We start from the raw sequence: 18,427 nt of genomic DNA, 5'->3' as shown, positions 1-18,427 counted from the left end.
TTAACGTTTTTTTCTTCTGGCTTTCTTTGCTTCTGAAAGCAATTTTTTGGCCTCTGTATACTGAGCAGATTTCTTTTCAGCGTGTTCTAAAACTTCCTTGCAATAATCCACCGCCTGGTCGAAATTCTCTTGTTGATACGAGATTCTAGCTAAACCTAGTACCGAAGCCCAATAATAGCCGGAATCGCTGGCATCTGTGGCCTTCGTGAATTCCATGCACTGCTTGAAATATTTAGTGGCATCCGCTTGATTTCGATAAACATACAAAGAATAATAGCCTAAAATATAACTTGCATAGCGGCCAGATGTGCCTTCATAACCTACTTGGTGCTGGTCGATGCGACGTAAAATTTCTTTGCTCAATGAAGATGCTTCTTCAACATTACCATTTAAAAAAGCAGAGCGTGCATAATAGCGGTGGAAATAGGGGTTATCAGGAAACGTTTCATAAGTGTACTTTGCCATGCCGTAGGCCTTCTCATTCATACTTTCAATGCCATAAATCTGTAAAAGAAAGTAGCGCGCCTCGGTCCGGGTGTAGAAAGCTTGGTAGCTCACTTTTTCCAATTGAGCGATTCCTTGACTCTTGTTTGCCTTAGGGAATAACCACAAGACAGGCCTTAACAAAGGAAAGTTCTGCTTAATGAAGAAATAATAGTAGTTATATAAACCGTCGCCGAACATCAGCTCTGGACTGAAATCAGCAAAATTGCGGGAATATTCGAGGTACTTTAGGGCATTTTTGGCGGCTAGAGTTGCGCGCGTCCAGTGCTTGCGTTCGGCATGAAGACGGCCTTTAAAGCCATAGGCAGCGGCCATGAAGAAGGCAGCTTCTGGATTTTCAGTTTCATCGTAGATTTTTTCGGCCTTTGCTATGCTTTTATCCATGTATTCAATCAAACGATCGTCATACACTTCACTTTTCGTGTTAGGCACGATTTTCCACCACTGCATCAGCCCCAATAAAAAATCAGGAAGGGGATGATCTGGGTACTTAATCTTTAAAAAATTGAATTCGCGTTCAGCTTCCGGGAAATGGAAGTTATACATCTGGTTGATGGCCACGGTGGCCTCGGTCTGAACTTCGGTGGTGAGTAAAAGCATTCCTTTGGAACGCTCCTTCTCTGCCTCATCTGCCTTCTTCCACCATTGTGCGTTCGAGTCGAAAGCGGGTAGAAGAAGGCCGAAAATTAAGGCTAAAATGCTAAGATGATATCTCAATTTGATCTCCATTTTGGTTCAAGAATTTAAATTCTGTTATGCCAAATGAGGAATCTTCCATGATCGTAATCCAGGTCTTGTATTTCAAGAACCAGTTCATACGAATAGAAGGGAACCCTTTCGTGAAATAAGCGCTCAAGAAGGGGTGCACTAAAATAGTCAACTTCTTCTCGTTTTGCTTTGTCAACAAATGTTCCAAATGCTGTTCTACAATGTCAGAAACCGCAATACTCGCCGTAATGCTACCCGTTCCGCCGCAGCTAGGACAGGTTTCATGCGTAGCCACGTTCATCTCTGGACGTACGCGCTGGCGGGTAATCTGCATCAAGCCAAACTTCGTTAACGGCAAAATGGTGTATTTCGAACGATCCCCACGCATTTCATCGCGCATGATATCCTGAATTAACTTGCGGTTATCCGCCTTCTTCATATCAATGAAGTCGATCACGATAATACCACCCATATCACGCAAACGCAATTGGCGAGCTACTTCTTTCGCAGCTTCCCGGTTCACACTTAATGCCGTCGCCTCTTGATCATCTTCTGAATTCGACTTATTCCCCGAATTCACGTCGATCACGTGCAATGCTTCTGTGTGTTCCACAATTAAATAACCTCCACCAGGCAAGGAAACCGAACGGCCAAAAAGCATTTTCAATTGCTTCTCAATGCCTAGTTGTTCGAATAACTTGGTTTTGCTTTGGTGTAACTTAACAATCTTCTCCTTTTCAGGAGCGACATTGTGTACATAGCCTTTTGCCTCATTGTACAATTCTGGTGTATCAACGATGACATTATCGAAATCATTGTTCAACAGGTCGCGTAACATCGAAGTTGCGCGGCTCATTTCGCCAATAATACGGTCTCCAGCTTTTGCCTCGACTAATTTCACTAAACCCTCTTCCCACTTTGCAATGGAATCTTTTAGGTCGCGCTCCATTTCTTCCACCGCTTTACCTTCTGCCACGGTACGCACGATTACGCCGTAATTTTTCGGCTTAATCGACGTCATCAGCTTCTGGAGGCGATTACGCTCTGCTTTCGACGTGATCTTTTTCGAGATGTTCACACCGTTTGCAAAAGGAACTAAAACAAGGAAACGACCTGCGATAGAAATATCGCAAGATAAACGAGGGCCTTTAGTTGAAATAGGCTCTTTAACGACTTGAACTAAGGCCAAATGTCCTTTTTGAACTGCTTTCTCGATCTTCCCTAATTTATCAATTTCCGGCTCAAGCTTGAAGTTCTCTAAACGAATGACTTTATTTTTCTTCGTCATCACCTCCCGCGTAAACTTCTGCAGGGTAGGTAAATTAGGTCCTAGGTCATGGTAATGCAAGAATGCATCTTTCTCATAACCGATGTCAATAAAAGCGGCGTTCAGTCCTGAAACCAGTTTTTTAACTGTCCCGAGGTAAATATCCCCTACAGAAAACTGAGGTTCCGACTGTTCAATATGGTACTCTACTATCCTTTTGTCATGCAAAAGGGCGATCCGATCCCCCTTGGGAGTCGAATTAATGATTAATTCATTGCTCACAATTTATGTCGAGAAGAATGGTACAAGGCCTAAAGGCCTATATAGTCTAAATATACAGGAAATTAAACGCCAAAAACAGGCCATTTCGTAAAATGCCTGTTTCTGCGTTACCTAAATACAAATCCCAAAATGGAAGATGGATTTACGAAGACTATTTCTTCTTGTGACGATTCTTGCGAAGACGCTTCTTTCTTTTGTGAGTAGAGATCTTGTGACGTTTTCTTTTTTTACCGCAAGGCATAATGTTAAGAATTAATGTGTAAATACTATACGAGATTGACTTTCAACCTCAATGATCCTGCATTTCTGCAAGCAACTCTTTCGCGGCTTTCTGCTCTTGTGCATCCTTAGATTGCTCTAAAACACGCTTCAAGACTTTCTGAGCCTCTTCTTTTTTATCTAACTGGGCTAAACAAAAACCGAGATTTAACGCGGCTTTGTGGTTATTCGGCTCCAGCTTCAATATCTGGGTGAATCGTTCTTGGCCTTTGCCAAACTGATTCGATTTAATCGATAATATCCCTAAATTAAACAGCGCTGGCACAAACGTGGGCTCTTGTTCAATCACTTCGCGAAGTAGCGTAATGCCCTTCATCGGAGTGGGTGTATCTACGTAGGTCATCGCCATGTTCGATTTAACCAGCAGATTGTTCGGGTCGATGGCCAAAGCCTTCGTGAAGTACAATCTTGCCTTTTCGCCCATTTTAGTGCCTTTCTGCGCATTCAAAGCATACGTTTGTGCTTCAAAAAACAGCTGTCCGGCACGCAAAACGTTCGTCAAACTGGGATGCTGATCCGCATAATTCGCTGCATAAACCGCAGCAGAATCATAATGACTCGCATTCATAAAAGCGCGCATCAGATTCTCCAAGGCTTTTACCTGGGAAGCATCTGTCTTAGCTGCAGCAAAAGCCGATTTCAACGTAGAAATCTCTTTTAACTGCGCCGAAGTCAAAGGGGCAGCATGCTCCTCTTTCTCTGCGACTTTTTCCGTCTTTTCGCTCCCCGCATCTCGGTTAGCGCCCCCCGAAGGAGTAGTTTGTGTTTTCCCCGCCACATTACCCTTAGGTAATTGAAACAATAGGGCGGTTATCCCTAGGCCTACCAGAAGAATGATCAAAAGGTTTTTTTTCATTATTCTAGACCCTTTAAAGCCCTAAAGCCTATTTAGTGGGGTCAGTACTAGTTTTTACTTGCTCTACAAATACTTTCGCTGGTTTGAAGCTAGGCACATAATGTGCTTCGATCGTTATCGCTGTATTCTTAGAAATGTTACGAGCAATCTTCTGAGCTCGCTTTTTGTTAATAAAGCTACCAAATCCACGAACATAAATGTTCTCTTGTTTCGCTAAATTATCTTTTACTACTTCGAAAAATGATTCTAACGTTTCAGATACATCTTTCTTATCAATCCCTGTTTTGCTGGCAATCTCAGCAATTACATCTGCCTTAGTCACGTTTGTTGTTTTATTAAATGATGATTCTTAGGTAATTACAATTTTCCTTCCGTAAAAGGGACACAAAAGTAACGTTTTTCTCTCAATTCTCTAAAAATTCTTTCGAATTAGGGGTGATTTTTTTCGTAAATTTGATTTTATCCATGCAGAAAAGCTCCATTCATCCTTTTTCGGCCACAATAATGGCTTGGTACACAGACCACCAGCGGGAGTTGCCGTGGCGTCAAACGAAGGATCCGTACGCGATTTGGCTGTCAGAAATCATCTTGCAGCAGACCCGCGTGGCTCAAGGATTACCTTATTATGAGCGATTGCTAACTGCTTTCCCTACTGTTCGTGATTTAGCGGAGGCTCCCGAGGCCTCGTTGTTACGCTTGTGGCAGGGTTTGGGCTATTATTCTCGTGCCAGAAACTTGCAAAAGGCCGCTCAGCTAGTCATGCGCGATTTCAACGGTTCTTTTCCACAGACTTATGATGACATCATTACCTTGCCAGGCGTGGGCCCCTACACAGCAGCGGCGATTGCGTCCTTTGCTTTTGATGAGGCCAAAGCCGTAGTAGATGGTAACGTTTTTCGGGTTTTATCTCGTGTGTTCGGAGTGGAAACAGATATTGCCTCCTCTGCGGCTCGAGGTGTTTTCACTGAACTAGCGCAATCCTTAATTCCCACAGAGGATCCGGCTGGGTTTAATCAGGCGATCATGGAGTTTGGGGCTTTGCAATGCACGCCTTCCCCAGATTGTTCTATTTGTCCTTTGCGGATTTCTTGTGCTGCTTTTAAAGAGAAACGGGTAAATGAATTGCCTATTAAGTCGAAGAAGACGAAGGTCAAAGAGATTGAAATGAACTACCTTATCATCGAACAAAATGGCCTACTTTTAGTGCGAGAGCGCGTCGGAAATAGCATTTGGAAAGGTTTATGGGAGTTTTACTTAATGGAAGATCAAGCAGACTGGCTTCCTTATTCACGAAAGGCATTGAAGTCCCCGCCAGTACATCTTTTAAGTCATCGAAAAATTAAATGCGAGGCGTGGCATGTTCAAGTTCCTGATAATTTTGCCTTAGCGATTCCCGAAGGATATCGCTGGATGAGCCCCTCAGAGTTCGAGAGTAAAGGAAAACCCGTTTTGCTTTTGAACCTAATAACTGATAATTTAGATTGTCCTATTTTACAAGACATTTCGCCCACGTACCTTTAGGCAATGCAAGGAGACTTGCTGAGCTAACCCTTTAAACTACAAATCATTATGGCTGGAGTAAACAAAGTTATTTTACTAGGAAATTTAGGCGCTGACCCAGAGGTTCGCGCACTTCCTAGCGGTGTAAAAGTGGCAAACATTAATATTGCGACCTCCGAGTCTTATACCGGTAAGGACGGACAAAGAGTTGATCAAACGGAGTGGCACCGCATTGAGCTTTGGGATAACCTGGCCAATATTGCGGAACAATACTTAAAGAAAGGAAACCAAGTCTATATCGAAGGAAAAATTCGTTCTGAAGAATGGCAAGATAAAAATGGCGCAACCGTTCGCGGTTATAAAGTTCGTGCGACATCCATGAATTTAATTGGAGGCCGCAATGAAGGCTCGCCATCAGCTGCGCCAGCTGTAGAAAGACCGAAGCCTGAACCCGTTTTAGCCGGCACTCCTAAAACAGATCCTTTCCCTCCGATGATGGAAGAAGGAGACGATCTTCCGTTTTAAATTTTCTTACAAAAAAGGGGATATCGCATTTCGTATTCCCTTTTTTGTAAATTTGTGTCGATCAGTTCACCCAAATTATGGACCCAGACCCCTTACCCAATCTATTTTTACTCGCCTTGGAGCCTTCCATTAGTGTGAGTTCGATTGCGTTTATTTCCTTTGTTTTAGTGGCTTTATTGTTTCTGTCCGCGGTTTTGGCCGGATCAGAGGTGGCTTTCTTTTCGTTGAATGCAGACCAGCGTATTAGCCTTCGGGAGAGTGAGGTAAGTAGCGAGAAAACGGTAAGTCAATTGCTCGATAAACCCCAACAATTACTGGCTACTTTGTTGATTTCCATCAACTTTGTGAATATTATTTTCATTACACTAGCCAATTATTTGACCTCTATGGTGCTAGGTCTGCAGTCGATGGAGACCTTGCTGGTGACCTTATTCTTGTTATTCGGGGTGACCTTTATCATTACGTTTTTTGGAGAACTAATCCCTAAGGTATGGGCGCAACAGAATAACCTGAACTTCGCGCGCTATTCAGCTCCTTTAATTAGATTTTTGAATTTCGTTTTCGCCCCGCTTTCAAAAGCCTTGTTAGGCATCTCAGGATTGATAGAGAAGCGAGTGAAGAAGAAATCGTATACCCTGACATCGCAAGAATTAAACCAGGCGTTGGAAATTACCACGGATGAAAACACGAGTGATCGCGAGAAGGATATTTTACGAGGAATTTTAAATTTTGGAAATATCTCCGTGAAATCCGTGATGCAGGCAAGAAGAGAGATTGTAGCCTTCGATACGAGCATGAATTTCCACGAATTGATGGATCTCATCAATAAGAATGGCTATTCGCGAGTGCCCGTTTTCAATGAGACCATCGATAAAATCGAAGGGATTTTGTACATAAAAGACTTATTGAAACACATTGATCAAGACGAGAATTTTGACTGGATCCCGCTAATACACAGCCCATTCTTTGTTCCAGAAAACAAGAAAATCGATGATTTACTGTACGATTTTCAAGAGAAAAGGGTGCACATGGCCATCATCGTTAATGAATACGGCGAAACCGAGGGACTTGTGACGATGGAAGACATCATCGAAGAGATTGTGGGTGAGATCAATGACGAGTTCGATGAGGTAGAAGCAGACTATAAGAAAATGGCTGACAACATTTATGTGTTCGAGGCAAAAACTTCGTTGAATGACTTCTGCCGGGTATTTGAAATCGATGGAGCCTATTTCGAGAAGGCCAAAGGCGAAAGTGAAACCCTTGCCGGTTTAATTATCGAACTTTTTGGTCGGATTCCGAGTGCAGGAGAGGAAATCGAATTTGAAAACTTCACTTTCAAAGTACAATCGGTAGATACACGTCGTATCAAGAAGGTGCGTGTTACGCATCGACTAGCGGCAGAACAAGACGATTCCCAGAATTAATCTAGGTAACTATCATCAGTTTCGCGAAGCTCAATAAGAGCGTCTTTTCGCCAACCCCTTTTTCAAAATCAATCACCGCTTTGCGTTCTGCACCATTCACTTCGATTCGTTTAATGAGGCCGAAACCGAATTTTGCGTGCTCGACTTTTTGGCCCGCCGCCAAGGCTAAGGCATCCGTGGCCTGGAAGTTCGCCGAAACCACGTGCTGGTAATTCGTATTCGTCGTTGGTTTCTGAATCAATTGGGCAGCTGAAGGAGCTGGTTTCGAGGTGAAACCGGTCTTTTGGACAGGACGAAAGCTCGAAACTTCTTTAGGTGCATTTGCTGGCTTCGCCATCTTGACAAAGTTCGGATCTAATTCATTCAAGAAGCGACTTGGTTCGCAGGCTTTTAATCGACCAAACTGGTAACGCGATTCCGCATAGGATATCATCAATTTCTTTTCTGCCCGCGTCACGGCGACATAGAACAAGCGGCGCTCCTCTTCGAGGTCCTGCTGCGATTGAAGCATCATTTGGGAAGGAAATAAATCCTCCTCTAGTCCTACTAAAAAGACGCGATTGAACTCCAAGCCCTTCGCCGAGTGAATTGTCATCAAAGTCACCTTGTCGCGGTCAGCCGGATCCTCATCTGCATCCGCGTTTGTAAGCAATGAAACCGATTGCAAGAAAGTCGCTAGTGACTTATCCTCGTTTTCTGGATTGTCCACGAAGGACTTAATGGCATTGAGTAATTCCTGTAAGTTTTGGTAACGCGCTAAACCCTCTACTGTCTTGTCTTCATACAATTCCCGCATCAATCCAGATGCTTTTGCTACGTGGTTCGCCACCTCGTAGGCATCTTTTTTTTCTACCTCAACCATCAATTTGAAGGACTTGATCAAATCAGAAAATGACTCTATTCCAGCACTTCCGCGCGCCGCATTAAATTGGCCGATATTCGAAACGATATCCCAAACTGGCACATTATTTTCCGCCGCAGTCACGACAATTTTCGCAATGGTTGTATCACCGATACCGCGTTTAGGCAAGTTGATGATGCGTTTGAAGGCCTCCTCATCGTTTTGGTTCACCGTAAATCGCAAATAGCCGAGCACGTCTTTGATCTCCTTGCGCTGATAGAAAGAAACACCGCCGATGATGCGGTATTTGATATTCAATCGACGCAGGGCCTCCTCAAAAGAGCGTGATTGGGCATTTGTGCGGTATAAAATGGCAAAGTCAGACCAGGTGAGGTTTTCTTTTTGAGCTGCCTCGAAAATCGTGGAGGCAATCATCCGGCCCTCTTCATTATCACTAGAGGCACGAATGATGACAATGTCCTCTCCATCCTCATTCGAGGTGAAGACATCCTTCTTTAATTGATTCTTATTGCGAGAGATAATCGAATTCGCGACGGCAACGATGGCCTTCGTGGAACGGTAATTCTCCTCTAATTTTATGGTCACTAAGTCCGAATAATCGCGCTCGAAGTTCAGAATATTCTGGATATCCGCGCCACGGAAGGCATAAATGGATTGCGCATCATCCCCCACCACGCAGATGTTGCGGTTCACGGCAGATAATTTCTTGGTTATTAAATACTGGGAAACGTTCGTATCCTGAAACTCATCGACCATCACGTGCTTGAACTTGTGTTGGTATTTGTTCAATACGTCTAAATGGTCGCGGAAGAGGATGTTTGTTTGGAACAATAAATCATCAAAGTCCATCGCATTCGCCGCAAAACAACGCGCACAATACATTTGATATAATTCGCCCATCGCTGGGATTCGAGCTAGGCGATCTTCTTCGGCTAAAATGGAAGAGCCGGTGTATTGTGCCGGACCAATTAGGCGGTTTTTCGCATTCGAAATGCGGTTCAAAACCAGATTTACTTTGTATACTTTATCGTCTAAATTCTTCTCCTTGATCAGCGCACGGATCAGGGATTTCGAATCGTCGGTATCGTAAATGGAGAAATTCGAGGTGTATCCAAGGCGTTCGCCTTCGAAACGAAGAATTTTGGCAAAAATCGAGTGAAAGGTACCCATCCAAATGTTCTTCGCCGCATTCCCAATCACCGTCTCGATACGATGGCGCATCTCCCCAGCCGCTTTGTTTGTAAAGGTCAATAATAAGATCGCAAAGGGGTCTACGCCGGTCTCAATCAAATGCGCCGTACGATACGTCAGCACGCGGGTCTTTCCAGATCCGGCGCCGGCGATGATCATCAAAGGACCATCAATATGTTCGACTGCATTTCGTTGAGGCTCGTTCAAGCCAGCTAGGTAATCCATCTGTTTTGGGCTATTCAATAAGGGCTGTAAAAATACGAAATTAAGCCCGGATTTGTCCTATGAAATTAGACTTTGTAGTATCTTTTTTGGCGGTCAAAAAAGGTCAAAATCGCCGCCCAAATCAGTACATAAATCAGTGCTCCAGCCAGCGAAGCGTTAATCTTATCCGCAAAAAGTGGCTCGATTCCTTTTGAATAAATCCAAGATGTTAGGCCTTCTTCCCCAATTTTAATCATCCCCAATGCCCTTGGGATAATCCCCGAGAAGAAAAACACCAGCATCGGGTTCATCCCGAAGATCAAAACAGGCTTCCAATACCGATCCGAACGAATTGTCGCTTGCAAAACTGCGAGCAACAATAAATCCCAACCCGCAGCCACTAACACATAAGAACTCGTCCACAATGCCTTGTTAATGGGAAAATACCAACCCCAAACCGTCCCGGCTACCAAGGCAAGGGCGCCAACAGCAAACAAAACAGCCGCCTTCGGACTCCCTTGTAAATACCTCCCCGCAAACAATCCCGCCAAGCCCGTTGCGAGCGCAGGCAGCGTACTTAGGATTCCCTCTGGATCCCAGGTTTTGGCAGAGGCCCACAAATGGCCTTCTAATAAATAATTATCTAACCAAGCTGCTAAGTTTTTATTCACTTCCAGATTCGCCGTACCGATACCCGGTACTTCAACGAAACTCATTAAGGCCCAGTAGCCTACCAGGCTGATAATGAACACGCTTATCTGCACGCGCAAAGAAGTATACGCATGCAATAAACTGACTAACAAATACACCACCGCAATCCGCTGTAAAACCCCAGGAATGCGCACGTGTTCGAAATCTGTCAAGCCAGAAAAACAGAGGCCTATCATCAGCACAAAGGCCCCCAACGCCCCCCAAAACTGCCCCTTCAGCGAGTAATCGCCTAAAAAGCCTACCGTAGCTGCCGCCATCGCGAGTAAGCGAACGATTAAAGTAAAGTCCCCCGCATGGATTTTGGAGAAAAAACTTAACGATAATCCTAGCAAGAAAATACGCAAGGCACGCTTAAAAATCTTCAATAATTGATCTTCAGAGGGCTTCGAAAGAACCGTCGAAATCCCCACGATGAAGAGGAAGGACGGAAACACGAGATCCGTCAAGGTATATCCATGCCACTCCGCGTGCTCCAGCGGCGCATAAATGTGGCCCCAGTCACCTGGATTGTTCACAATCGTCATCAAAATGACCGTGAGTCCACGGAAAATATCAATCGATAAAAGTCGTTTATTTTCCATATTAATGATGTCCTGCATTTTTCTCCCCAGCCGGAATGGCCAAATTCAATTTATTTTCTTTCGTCGGCAGCGGGCAAGTCGCGAATGGCGTAAAAGCGCAAGGCGGATTATAGGCCTTGTTAAAATCAAGCGTAACCGTACCGTCTGAATTAAATCCTTTCGTATCTAGAAAACGGCCTCCGCCATAGGTGGAAGTTTTATTCGTTGCATCGCCAAAAACCACAAAGAAATCCTCCTTCGTCTCTCCCGGCCCCGCCTCCAGGCGATACGTTTTGCCGTCTACCACAAACTCCAATAAACCGGGTGAATCTTCCTGGTAAGAACGTCCTGTAATATCAATAATGGTTACTTTCTTGCCTACTGTCGGAATAAATTTAGCCTTGAATTTCCATTTAGGATCAGCTGGGAAATGTTCAATTCCGTGGAAGGCTTTTAAGTATTCACCTTCTAAATCTCTTAAACGAATGGCGTATTTATCACCTCGCTTGATGATAAACCAACGAAGGAATTGATGAGAAATGACCTTAAAATTATCATCAGATGCATAAATGACCTGGCCGTTATAAAGAACTTGATTATTTTGTAGGATAACCTTGCCCAAAGACGCCTCCGCATGAGGAAAAACAAAGTCATTCGATTCTGCACCACCAATCGTGTTTTCGCCTTGCTTCAGCCAAAACAACCCAGCTAAATTCAGCCAGCCATTTTCGGACTTGAGGCTGGCCTCTCTTTTGGCATAAAAATCAGAATAATCCTCCTGGGACATCGCTGAGAATACGCTAAGGAGCAATAAAAAAATTAAGGTCTTTTTCATACAAGATATTTGCCTAAAAATACTAAATTACCCTAGAAATATACCCTATGATTCCTCAAATCTACGAATTAGGCGACAGCGCGCTCACGATAGAATTCGGCAACGAAATCAGTGAGGAATTGCACGAGGAGGTCATTAAGCGCTTTTATCAGTTTCAATCCGAGCCTCTTCCTGGGACTTTGGACTTAATTCCAGCCTATGCTAGCCTGACCATCATCTTCGATTTAGGTTATGTGGCTAGTCGCTTTCAAGGCTTATCTGGAATGAAGACACTGATCGAAGAAAAATTAGCCCAACCATTCACTTCGCCGGCCATGGAAGGCCGCCTCCACGAAATCCCTTGCGACTATTCGGGGGCAGATTTAGGGGCAGTGGCCTCCTCCTGTGGACTCTCGGAAAAAGAGGTTATCGCCATTCATAGCGAAAAAGAATACACCGTTTTCTTCCTTGGCTTCTTGCCAGGATTCGGCTACATGGGCACGACAGACGAACGAATTACCGTGTCTCGCAAAGAGCAACCCGCCAGCATTCAAGCTGGGGACATCGGGCTTGCTGGCAACCAAACCGGCATTTACCCGAGCGCTTCCCCAGGGGGCTGGCAAATTATCGGTCGCACGGCCCAGATCCCCCATTTCAAAGCGGGAGATCGTGTCCGTTTTATCCCCGTAAACGCATGAAACTGATCAAGAAAGGTTTATTGGATTCTTGGCAAAGCCTGCCCATCTACGGCCTACAGCATGAGGGTATTCCCCCTGGAGGAGCGATGGACACCTTTTCTTTGCAATTAGCGAACGCTTTGGTAGGAAACGATGTCTATGACAAAGCGCTGGAAATGCACTTCCCCGCTGGAGTTTATCAGTTCGAGACCAGCACTTTGATCGCCGTTTGTGGCGCAGACTTCACGGCTTGCATTGATAACGTGGAAGTTCCGATGAACCAGCCCATTAAAGTTCCTCCCGGCGCTATTATTAATTTTAAAAAACCCCGTTTAGGACAAAGAGTCTATATCGCCTCAAGAGAACTAAAGGACGAACAAGTCTCCCGTTTAAAAATCATGCCTTGGTCGATGGGACCAGAAGATGCTCCCAGTCAAGACCCGATTAGAATCCTCTTCGGAAGGGAGTGGGATCAACTAAAGGCCTGTTCTCAACAACGTATCTTGAGTAAAGATTTCGCCATTTCGGCGACCTCGAATCGGATGGGTTATCAGCTCGTTCAGGAGCCATTGAAAACAGTTTCCTCGGCGACGATGTTATCCAGTGCCATCGCCGCAGGTACCATTCAACTCCTTCCTTCGGGGCAATTAGTCGTCTTGATGGCGGGACACCAAACCACCGGCGGCTACCCTCGCATAGGCCACGTCATCTCGGCGGATTTACCGCGACTAGCGCAAATGGGTCCAGGAGAAAGCGTCCGCTTTACTTTAACAGACGCAATGACCGCTGAATACGAGTGGATTCTACAGCAAAATTACTTGCAACAAGTTCGGAATGTGTGTGCTTTGAAATTAGACCAGCATCGAATCAATCACCGCTAGTTCATCACGAAGACGAGCCGCTAATGGGAAGTCGAGATCACGCGCGGCTTTCTCCATCTCTTTTCGAATGGTTTCGGATTGCTTTTTCAGCTCTGCCGGTTTCATGTAAGCTAATAATGGATCTGCCGCGACAGGCGCTTGATCTGGGTGAATGGTGTAATTCTTCGTCGGTTTCGCCATCCGATCTGCGATGGAGGTTTGCTCCATGATTTCGTCGTGCGAGCGCCAAATCGTTTTGGGCGTAATCCCGTGCTTCTCGTTATAAGTCATCTGGATGGCACGGCGGCGGTTTGTCTCGGAAATCGCGAGTTCCATCGAACCCGTCATCTTATCGCCATACATTAAAACCTTCCCATTTTCGTTACGAGCCGCACGACCGATGGTCTGTATCAGCGAACGAATGTCGCGTAAGAATCCTTCTTTGTCCGCATCCATAATAGCGACTAAGGAAACCTCTGGTAAGTCCAAACCTTCTCTCAATAAGTTAACTCCCACTAATACATCGATGACGCCTAGGCGTAGGTTGCGGAGGATTTCGACACGTTCGAGAGTCTTCACCTCGGAGTGAATGTACTGGCATTTGATGCCCACGCGGTCGAGGTATTTCGAAAGTTCTTCCGCCATCCGTTTCGTAAGCGTCGTGATTAAGACGCGCTCGTTTTTCTTGATGCGATCGTAAACCTCTTCGAGTAGGTTATCAATTTGGTTTTTCGTAGGTCGGACTTCGATTAATGGGTCCAAAAGACCGGTAGGCCGAATAATCTGCTCGACCACAACTCCTTCCGAGCGACGCAATTCGTAGTCCGATGGGGTGGCGGAGACGAAGATGGTTTGGCCTATTAAGTCTTCGAATTCATCAAATTTCAAGGGACGGTTATCCATCGCCGAAGGCAAACGGAAGCCATATTCTACTAAAGATTCTTTGCGGGAGCGGTCACCACCGTACATCGCGCGGATTTGAGGCATCGTGGCGTGGCTCTCGTCCACGACCATTAAGAAGTCGTCTGGGAAGAAGTCTAATAGACAGAAGGGGCGCTGGCCGGATTTTCTTTGGTCAAAATAACGTGAATAATTCTCGATGCCAGAGCAATAACCGAGTTCGCGCATCATCTCCAAGTCAAACTCAGTCCGCTGCTTAATACGCTCCGCCTCAGTGAGACGACCTTCGCGGCCGAAATAAGAAATCTGGTTGACTAAATCCTCTTGAATATGAGAAATTGCATTGTTCAAAGTCTCGCGGCCCGTCACGAACAAGTTCGCTGGGAAAACGGCCACCATCGTCTCCGAGGAGATTTTCTTGCCGGTCCACGGATCGATGCGGTGAATCTCCTCGATCTCATCGCCAAAAAACACAAAGCGATAGCCGAAGTCCGCATAGGCTAAAAAGATGTCAACGGTGTCGCCCTTCACCCGGAATGTACCACGCAAAAATTCCCCTTCCGTTCTGGCATACAAAATCTCCACTAGTCGGAATAAAAATTGATTTCGAGAGATAGTATCACCCACCGCGACCCGCATAATGGAGTTGCGGTATTCATCCGGATTTCCCATACCGTAAATACAAGAAACGGAGGCAATCACAATGATATCGCGGCGGCCAGACATCAAAGAGGAAGTCGTCGCCAAACGCAATTTTTCAATCTCCTGGTTAATAGAGAGATCTTTTTCTATATAAGTGCCTGTGGAGGCAATGAAGGCCTCAGGCTGGTAATAATCGTAATAGGAGATGAAATACTCGACCGCATTCTCTGGGAAAAAGTGCTTGAACTCTCCGTATAATTGAGCGGCGAGGGTCTTGTTGTGACTCAAAATCAGCGTAGGCCGATTCACTTGCTGGATCACATTCGCAATCGTAAAGGTCTTTCCGGAACCCGTCACACCTAGCAGCGTTTGTGCCTGCTCTTCCTTCCTTACGCCCTCGACTAATTGCCGAATCGCCTCCGGCTGATCACCGGTAGGCTGGTAAGAAGAAGTCAGTTTAAAATCCATCCCGAAATATACGAATAATGGAGAGGATTAGTCGGGGGGAAATACTATTTTTGACAAAAATCAAACCGATCAATGATTAGACTTGCACTCCTTTTTTTCAGCCTAAGCTCCTTCGCTTGTAAATCAGAGGAACCGGTAGCTCCTGCTATTAATATGAATGACTTTGTAGTACCTCCGCGGAAGGAATATACATTTGCTGAAAAACCGTTTTGGGCGGATGAGTTCGACAAAAATGGTCTGCCAGATGATACGAAATGGGGATATGACGTAGGAAATAGTGGCTGGGGAAATAATGAGCTACAAAACTATACGAAAGCGAATATCAAAAATGCCCATATCGAAAATGGTATTTTAACAATCGAAGCGATCAAAGAAACGGCCGGATCAAGTGCTTACACCTCCGCACGTTTAGTCACAAAAGGGAAAAATGACTTTTTGTATGGTCGAGTGGAAGCTAAAGCAAAAATTCCCGCAGGTCGTGGAAACTGGCCGGCGATCTGGATGCTAGCAAGTCAATCCGATTATGGTTCACAATTTTGGCCTGATAATGGTGAAATTGATATCTTGGAGCATGTGGGTTACAACCCAGGGGTCATACATGCCAGCGTGCATACGAAGGCGTTTAATCACGTCATCGGAACGCAAAAAACAGCTACAACTACTTTAGACAAATGGGATTCAGAATTCCATGTCTTTCGAATCGACTGGACCCCGGATTATATTCGCGCCTTCATCGATGGTAAACAATATTTTGAATTCCCTAATCCGAAGGGTGGTTGGGAGCAATGGCCTTTTGACAAGAAGCAGCACATCTTAATGAACCTCGCCATCGGTGGAAACTGGGGTGGACAAAAAGGGGTAGATGACTCCATTTTCCCTAATAAATTCCAAATCGATTACATTCGCGTTTACGCACTTAACCCCTAATCATGAAATACCCGAAGGCCGCAGAGGCATTTGACCGATTACTTGTGATCATGGATGACCTACGGGAGAAATGCCCTTGGGACAAAAAGCAAACGCTAGAATCGCTTCGCCATTTAACCATCGAAGAGACCTATGAACTTTCCGATGCGATTATGGAAAATGATTTGGCGGAAATCCGTAAGGAACTGGGGGACATCTTCTTGCACCTTGTTTTTTATAGCAAAATAGGCTCAGAAAAAGGGGCATTCGATGTCAGCGACGTATTACACGGAGTTTGCGAAAAACTTATTAGCCGTCATCCACATATCTACGGTGATGTGGTGGCTGAGACCGAAGAGCAAGTGAAGCAGAACTGGGAAGCCTTGAAATTAAAGGAGGGGAACAAGTCCGTTTTAGGTGGCGTTCCGGGATCTTTGCCAGCACTCGTAAAAGCCATGCGCATTCAGGAAAAGGCACGCGGTGCGGGTTTTGACTGGGAAGAAAAAGAGCAGGTGTGGGAGAAAGTGGAGGAGGAACTGGGCGAATTCAAAGAGACTTTTGTAGGCAAAGAATTAGATGCCAATAGTAAAGCGGAGGCAGAGGGCGAACTAGGGGACTTGATCTTTAGTCTCGTGAACTTCGCGCGATTTATCGATATCAATCCGGAAACAGCGGTCGAAAGGACGAACAAGAAATTCATCAAACGCTTCCAGCACCTCGAAAAGCGCGCGGCAGAGAATGGCCAGGCGCTTTCCGAGATGACTTTGGCAGAAATGGATATCTACTGGAATGAAGCGAAAACGCTCTAGTTTACGCTAAATTGATAGGCTGTCTTCGATTTATAGACTTCCCCTGGACGCAACACTGTGCTAGGAAAAGAAGGCTGATTAGGCGAATCTGGAAAATGCTCAGTCTCTAAACAAAGGCCATGGCGCTTCGTAATTTTCGCCCCGTATTTATCAGTTAAGTGTCCATCTAGGAAATTTCCCGTGTAAAACTGTACTCCAGGCTGATCTGTCGAAACGATCATTTTACGGCCTGAAATGGGTTCCACCACCGTTGCAATTTTCGCATAAGATCCCGCTGGCTTATCCAAAGCCCAGCAATGGTCATAGCCACCGCCTAACACTATTTGTTCTGAAGATGTATCGTTAATACGATCCCCGACAACGTGTGGCTTCGTAAAATCAAACGGCGTTCCAGCAACCGGCATTAGCACTCCCGTCGGAATCAACACCTTATTCACAGCCACTAAACGAGACGCATCGATTTGGACTTCTTGATTTAAAATGTCCCGCTTCGCGTTTCCACTTAAATTAAAATAGGAGTGATTACTCAAGTTTAAAACTGTTGCCTTATCTGTGGTCGCTTCATATGCAATTCCTAATTCGTTATCATCCGACAAGGTATAGGTCATTTTTACGCTGAGGTTTCCGGGGAAACCTTCCTCCATGTCTTTCGAAACGTAGGTTAACGTTAAGCTTTGTGCGGAGGCAGCCTCCACTTTCCACACTTTCTTGTCGAACCCAACCAGGCCGCCATGCAGGTGCTGGCCATTGTTTTGAGCAGCTAATGTGTACTGTTTCCCGTCCAATGTAAATTTCCCAGCCGCAATACGATTCCCAAAGCGTCCCACGATCGCTCCGAAATAGGGCGTGTCTTTGATGTATTCTTGTAAGGTTTCATATCCTAGCACCACATCTTCTATTTTTCCATTGCGGTCTGACGTTAAGATTTTTTGGATGATGCCGCCGTAGTTCATGATCCGAACTTCCATGCCTTTGGCATTCTTCAAAGTATAAAGGGTAACTGACTCGCCCGCAGGCGTTTGACCGAAAGGTTTTCCGGGATTATTCATGGCTAATAGGTTTTGGGACAAGAAAAAAAGGGCTAAAAAGCAAAATTTCATAGGTTAACGAGGTTTATGGATTCAATTTACCACAAAAGATGGGAAATAAAATTATTCTTCGTAGCTTTGCACCCCAAATTAAAAATTGTTTCAAACTTAATTTCAGCAGGTTAGCCCAGCTTGTTGATGTAGGCGAAAGCCACCAGGGCACCTAATATGTCAAAAGTAAAAAAAGATTTCGACTGGGATTTAGTTGAAGGAAAAGGCTTCGGTGGTAACTATACTGCTGAGCAAAAAGAAAAAATGGAGGCTGCTATCGAAGCAACCTTGAACTCGGTCACTGAGAAGGAAGTAGTGAAAGGTGTTGTAGTAAGCAAGACTGACCGTGAAGTAATCATTAACATTGGATTCAAATCTGATGGTTTAGTATCTGCT

Annotated in this window: 16 protein-coding genes and 1 pseudogene; 8 read left to right on the top strand and 9 right to left on the bottom strand. The window is 45.0% G+C overall.

Features of this window, described 5'->3' with window-relative positions; all coding sequences use genetic code 11:
* The 4 genes from ACILP5_RS00085 to ACILP5_RS00070 form a co-directional block, all read right to left on the bottom strand.
* On the bottom strand, nt 1-1,221 hold the full coding sequence (locus ACILP5_RS00085) for a tetratricopeptide repeat protein (protein ID WP_395616602.1): 1,221 nt from the start codon (nt 1,219-1,221) through the stop codon (nt 1-3).
* Nucleotides 1,205-2,761, bottom strand: coding sequence for a ribonuclease E/G (locus ACILP5_RS00080; RefSeq protein ID WP_395616601.1), 1,557 nt, complete (start codon nt 2,759-2,761; stop codon nt 1,205-1,207). Before ACILP5_RS00080 ends, ACILP5_RS00085 begins: the two co-directional genes overlap by 17 nt.
* 289 nt (nt 2,762-3,050) lie before the next feature.
* Nucleotides 3,051-3,896: a tetratricopeptide repeat protein gene (locus ACILP5_RS00075; protein ID WP_395616600.1), complete on the bottom strand. Its 846-nt coding sequence runs from the start codon at nt 3,894-3,896 to the stop codon at nt 3,051-3,053.
* Nucleotides 3,897-3,924: 28 nt separating this feature from the next.
* Complete coding sequence (locus ACILP5_RS00070; protein ID WP_395616599.1) at nt 3,925-4,218, bottom strand: HU family DNA-binding protein; 294 nt, start codon at nt 4,216-4,218, stop codon at nt 3,925-3,927.
* Nucleotides 4,219-4,361: 143 nt separating this feature from the next.
* On the opposite strand from ACILP5_RS00070, the gene mutY reads away from it, so the two are divergent.
* The 3 genes from mutY to gldE all read left to right on the top strand — a co-directional run bounded on the left by mutY (nt 4,362) and on the right by gldE (nt 7,348).
* Nucleotides 4,362-5,417 (top strand): A/G-specific adenine glycosylase, encoded by a 1,056-nt coding sequence (gene mutY, locus ACILP5_RS00065; RefSeq protein ID WP_395616598.1) that lies wholly within the window; start codon nt 4,362-4,364, stop codon nt 5,415-5,417.
* Nucleotides 5,418-5,465: 48 nt separating this feature from the next.
* Entirely contained in the window at nt 5,466-5,921 is a 456-nt protein-coding gene (locus tag ACILP5_RS00060; RefSeq protein WP_395616597.1) for a single-stranded DNA-binding protein, read from the top strand.
* 77 nt (nt 5,922-5,998) lie between these two features.
* Nucleotides 5,999-7,348, top strand: a complete 1,350-nt coding sequence (gene gldE / locus ACILP5_RS00055) for a gliding motility-associated protein GldE (RefSeq protein WP_395616596.1) — start codon at nt 5,999-6,001, stop codon at nt 7,346-7,348.
* A 1-nt stretch (nt 7,349) separates the two neighbouring features.
* Here gldE and ACILP5_RS00050 read toward each other — a convergent pair whose 3' ends face one another.
* The 3 genes from ACILP5_RS00050 to ACILP5_RS00040 form a co-directional block, all read right to left on the bottom strand.
* Nucleotides 7,350-9,626 carry an ATP-dependent helicase gene (locus ACILP5_RS00050; protein WP_395616595.1) on the bottom strand — a complete coding sequence of 759 codons (2,277 nt, stop codon included), beginning with the start codon at nt 9,624-9,626 and terminating at the stop codon, nt 7,350-7,352.
* Nucleotides 9,627-9,691: 65 nt separating this feature from the next.
* Complete coding sequence (locus ACILP5_RS00045; RefSeq protein ID WP_395616594.1) at nt 9,692-10,897, bottom strand: acyltransferase family protein; 1,206 nt, start codon at nt 10,895-10,897, stop codon at nt 9,692-9,694.
* A gap of 1 nt (nt 10,898) precedes the next feature.
* On the bottom strand, nt 10,899-11,711 hold the full coding sequence (locus ACILP5_RS00040) for a DUF1684 domain-containing protein (RefSeq protein ID WP_395616593.1): 813 nt from the start codon (nt 11,709-11,711) through the stop codon (nt 10,899-10,901).
* 47 nt (nt 11,712-11,758) lie between these two features.
* Between ACILP5_RS00040 and pxpB the strand changes: the two genes are divergently transcribed.
* Both pxpB and ACILP5_RS00030 read left to right on the top strand, forming a co-directional pair.
* On the top strand, nt 11,759-12,388 hold the full coding sequence (gene pxpB, locus ACILP5_RS00035; protein ID WP_395616592.1) for a 5-oxoprolinase subunit PxpB: 630 nt from the start codon (nt 11,759-11,761) through the stop codon (nt 12,386-12,388).
* A complete protein-coding gene (locus ACILP5_RS00030; protein WP_395616591.1) occupies nt 12,385-13,248 on the top strand; it encodes a biotin-dependent carboxyltransferase family protein in 864 nt (287 codons plus the stop codon). Before pxpB ends, ACILP5_RS00030 begins: the two co-directional genes overlap by 4 nt.
* Here ACILP5_RS00030 and uvrB read toward each other — a convergent pair.
* A complete protein-coding gene (gene uvrB, locus ACILP5_RS00025) occupies nt 13,219-15,237 on the bottom strand; it encodes an excinuclease ABC subunit UvrB (protein ID WP_395616590.1) in 2,019 nt (672 codons plus the stop codon). The two genes, ACILP5_RS00030 and uvrB, sit on opposite strands and share 30 nt — an antisense overlap.
* A gap of 72 nt (nt 15,238-15,309) precedes the next feature.
* On the opposite strand from uvrB, the gene ACILP5_RS00020 reads away from it, so the two are divergent.
* A complete protein-coding gene (locus ACILP5_RS00020) occupies nt 15,310-16,164 on the top strand; it encodes a family 16 glycosylhydrolase (RefSeq protein ID WP_395616589.1) in 855 nt (284 codons plus the stop codon).
* A 2-nt stretch (nt 16,165-16,166) separates the two neighbouring features.
* Nucleotides 16,167-16,952 carry a nucleoside triphosphate pyrophosphohydrolase gene (mazG, locus tag ACILP5_RS00015; RefSeq protein ID WP_395616588.1) on the top strand — a complete coding sequence of 262 codons (786 nt, stop codon included), beginning with the start codon at nt 16,167-16,169 and terminating at the stop codon, nt 16,950-16,952.
* On the opposite strand, the gene ACILP5_RS00010 is transcribed toward mazG, so the two are convergent.
* Nucleotides 16,949-18,052 carry an aldose epimerase family protein gene (locus tag ACILP5_RS00010; RefSeq protein WP_395616587.1) on the bottom strand — a complete coding sequence of 368 codons (1,104 nt, stop codon included), beginning with the start codon at nt 18,050-18,052 and terminating at the stop codon, nt 16,949-16,951. The two genes, mazG and ACILP5_RS00010, sit on opposite strands and share 4 nt — an antisense overlap.
* A gap of 156 nt (nt 18,053-18,208) precedes the next feature.
* Here ACILP5_RS00010 and ACILP5_RS00005 point away from each other — a divergent pair.
* Nucleotides 18,209-18,427: pseudogene (locus ACILP5_RS00005) on the top strand (30S ribosomal protein S1); the annotation flags it as partial.

The organism is Aquirufa sp. (assembly GCF_044239315.1).
GTDB lineage: Bacteria > Bacteroidota > Bacteroidia > Cytophagales > Spirosomataceae > Aquirufa.
This window is presented reverse-complemented; position numbering and strand designations above follow the sequence as displayed.

Coding starts and splice junctions, on each gene's coding strand:
- mazG (WP_395616588.1), top strand. CDS start 16,167: ATGAAATACCCGAAGGCCGCAGAGGCATTTGACCGATTACTTGTGATC.
- ACILP5_RS00075 (WP_395616600.1), bottom strand. CDS start 3,896: ATGAAAAAAAACCTTTTGATCATTCTTCTGGTAGGCCTAGGGATAACC.
- gldE (WP_395616596.1), top strand. CDS start 5,999: ATGGACCCAGACCCCTTACCCAATCTATTTTTACTCGCCTTGGAGCCT.
- ACILP5_RS00060 (WP_395616597.1), top strand. CDS start 5,466: ATGGCTGGAGTAAACAAAGTTATTTTACTAGGAAATTTAGGCGCTGAC.
- uvrB (WP_395616590.1), bottom strand. CDS start 15,237: ATGGATTTTAAACTGACTTCTTCTTACCAGCCTACCGGTGATCAGCCG.
- ACILP5_RS00040 (WP_395616593.1), bottom strand. CDS start 11,711: ATGAAAAAGACCTTAATTTTTTTATTGCTCCTTAGCGTATTCTCAGCG.
- ACILP5_RS00020 (WP_395616589.1), top strand. CDS start 15,310: ATGATTAGACTTGCACTCCTTTTTTTCAGCCTAAGCTCCTTCGCTTGT.
- ACILP5_RS00045 (WP_395616594.1), bottom strand. CDS start 10,897: ATGGAAAATAAACGACTTTTATCGATTGATATTTTCCGTGGACTCACG.
- ACILP5_RS00050 (WP_395616595.1), bottom strand. CDS start 9,626: ATGGATTACCTAGCTGGCTTGAACGAGCCTCAACGAAATGCAGTCGAA.
- pxpB (WP_395616592.1), top strand. CDS start 11,759: ATGATTCCTCAAATCTACGAATTAGGCGACAGCGCGCTCACGATAGAA.
- ACILP5_RS00010 (WP_395616587.1), bottom strand. CDS start 18,052: ATGAAATTTTGCTTTTTAGCCCTTTTTTTCTTGTCCCAAAACCTATTA.
- ACILP5_RS00030 (WP_395616591.1), top strand. CDS start 12,385: ATGAAACTGATCAAGAAAGGTTTATTGGATTCTTGGCAAAGCCTGCCC.
- mutY (WP_395616598.1), top strand. CDS start 4,362: ATGCAGAAAAGCTCCATTCATCCTTTTTCGGCCACAATAATGGCTTGG.